Here is a 2,497-nt window from a genome sequence, read left to right on the forward strand (position 1 = left end):
GCGCGCGCGCGTCGCGGACGTCGAGGTCACGGGCACGATCGCACCGGGGCACCTGGAGGGCACACTCGTCGTCGAGGTCCCCGACGCGCCCGTGTGGTGGCCCGTCGGCCACGGCGCCCAGCCGCTCGTCGACGCGAGCATCGAGCTCACCTCCGGCGGCGCGGTGCTCGGCCGGTGGCACCGCAGGATCGGCTTCCGTGACGTCGCCGTGGACCGCCGCCGCGACGCGCACGGCACGCGCTTCACGCTCGTCGTCAACGGCCGGGAGGTGTTCGTCCGCGGCGCGAACTGGATCCCCGACGACCACCTGCTCACGCGCATCACGCGCGACCGGCTCGCGCGGCGGCTCGACCAGGCCCTCGGCGCGCACCTCAACCTGGTGCGCGTCTGGGGCGGCGGGATCTACGAGAGCGACGACTTCTACGAGCTGTGCGACGAGCGGGGCCTGCTGGTCTGGCAGGACTTCCTACTCGCGTGCGCCGCGTACCCGCAGGAGTCGCCGCTGCTCGAGGAGATCGAGGCCGAGGCCCGCGAGAACGTCGTCCGCCTCGCGCCCCACCCGAGCCTCGTGATCTGGAACGGCGGCAACGAGAACGTCTGGGGCCACGAGGACTGGGGGTGGAAGGACGAGCTCGGGGACCTCACGTGGGGCCTGCGGTACGCCGCTGAGATCTTCCCCGCGGTCGTCGCCGAGCTCGACCCGACCCGGCCGTACAGCGACAACAGCCCCTCCTCCCCCGGCTTCGCGCCCGACGAGGTGCACCCGTGCGACCCCGACCACGGCACGCACCACCAGTGGGAGGTGTGGAACCGCGTCGACTACACCCACTACCGCGACGACGTGCCGCGGTTCTGCTCGGAGTTCGGCTTCCAGGGCCCGCCCACCTGGGCCACGCTGGAACGCGCGGTGCGCGACGAGCGCGGCGTCATGGTGACCGACAAGCACGACCCGACGTTCCTGCTGCACCAGAAGGCCGACGACGGCAACGGGAAGCTCGACCGTGGGCTGGCGCCGCACCTCGGCGTGCCCGACGACTTCGCCGACTGGCACTGGGCCACGCAGCTCAACCAGGCGCGCGCCGTCGCGTTCGCGACCGAGCACCACCGCTCGTGGTGGCCGCGCACCGCCGGCTCGATCGTGTGGCAGCTCAACGACTGCTGGCCGGTCACGTCGTGGGCCGCGGTGGACGGCGACGAGCGCCCCAAGCCCCTGTGGTGGGCGCTGCGGCACGCGAACGCGCCCCGGCTGCTCACCGTCCAGCCACGCGACGACCGGCTGGTGGTCGCGGTCGTCAACGACACCGGCGAGCCGTGGACGGGCCGGCTGGACGTCGAGCGCGAGTCGCTGACCGGCGACGAGCGCGCACGCGTCGCGCTCGAGGTCGCGGTCCAGCCGCGCTCGGTCGGCCTGGTCCCGCTGCCCGACGACGTCGCCGTCCCTGACGACGACACGTCGGAGGCCCTCGTCGTCCGGCTCGACGACCAGCGCGCCGTGCACGTGTGGCGCGAGGACGTCGACCTGCGCCTCGACCCCTCCCCGCTCACCGCGAGCGCCGCACCGGTCGCGGGCGGGTACGAGGTCACGGTGCGGGCCCGGTCGCTCGCGCGTGACGTCACGCTGCTCGTCGACCGGCTCGACCCGGCCGCGACGGTCGACGACGCGCTCGTCGACCTGGCCGCCGGCACGAGCGTCACGTTCCGCGTGCGCACCGACGCGGCGCTCGACCTCGACGCGCTGACGTCCCGACCCGTGCTGCGCAGCGCGAACGACGTGGTGGTGGTGACCGCGCCGATAGGCTCGCGGGCGTGACGCACGCAGACGCCGTCGGGCTCGTGCTGGCGCGGCCCGCCCGCCTGCTGGGCATCGAGCCGTTCTTCGCCGAGCTCATCTCGGGCATCGAGGAGCGGCTCTCCGGCGAGGGCCGTTCGCTGCTGCTGCACGTGGTGCCGGACCACGACGCGGAGATCGCCGCGTACCGGCGCTGGGCGGACGGCGGCGTCGACGCGGTGGTCGTCGTCAACGTCGCGCTCGTCGACAAGCGCCTGGACGTGCTCACCGAGCTCGGCATCCCGACCGTCGTCGTCGGCGGCCCCACGCCCGACCTGCCCTTCACCAACGTGTGGATCGACAACGGGCGCGCGATGCGCGACGCCGTGGGCCACCTCGCGGCGCTGGGTCACCGGCGCCTCGCGCGCGTGTCCGGACCGGCCGCGCTCGCGCACACGCAGGCCCGCACGGACGCGTTCGTCTCCGAGTGCGAGCGGCTCGGCGTGCAGGGGGTCGTCGTCGAGGGCGACTACCTCGAGGAGTCCGGCACGCGCGCGACCCGCTCGCTGCTGGGTCGGGGCGCGCCGCCGTCGGCGATCGTCTACGACAACGACGTGATGGCGATCGCGGGCCTGCAGGTCGCCGCCGAGATGGGCGTCCCGGTCCCCGACCGGCTGTCGCTGCTCGCGTGGGACGACTCCGCGCTGTGCCGGCTCGCGCACCCCCCGC

2 protein-coding genes are annotated in these 2,497 nt (G+C 74.4%); both read left to right on the forward strand.

The window, feature by feature from the left end; all coding sequences use genetic code 11:
• Nucleotides 1-1,810 (forward strand): glycoside hydrolase family 2 protein (locus tag CWIS_RS18945; protein ID WP_048343447.1); only part of this gene is annotated, 1,810 nt, incomplete at its 5' end.
• The coding region (locus CWIS_RS11540; protein ID WP_082156410.1) for a LacI family DNA-binding transcriptional regulator at nt 1,807-2,497 on the forward strand (691 nt) is incomplete at its 3' end. The genes CWIS_RS18945 and CWIS_RS11540, both read left to right, overlap by 4 nt.

Source organism: Cellulomonas sp. A375-1, from assembly GCF_001040865.1.
Lineage (GTDB): Bacteria > Actinomycetota > Actinomycetes > Actinomycetales > Cellulomonadaceae > Cellulomonas > Cellulomonas gelida.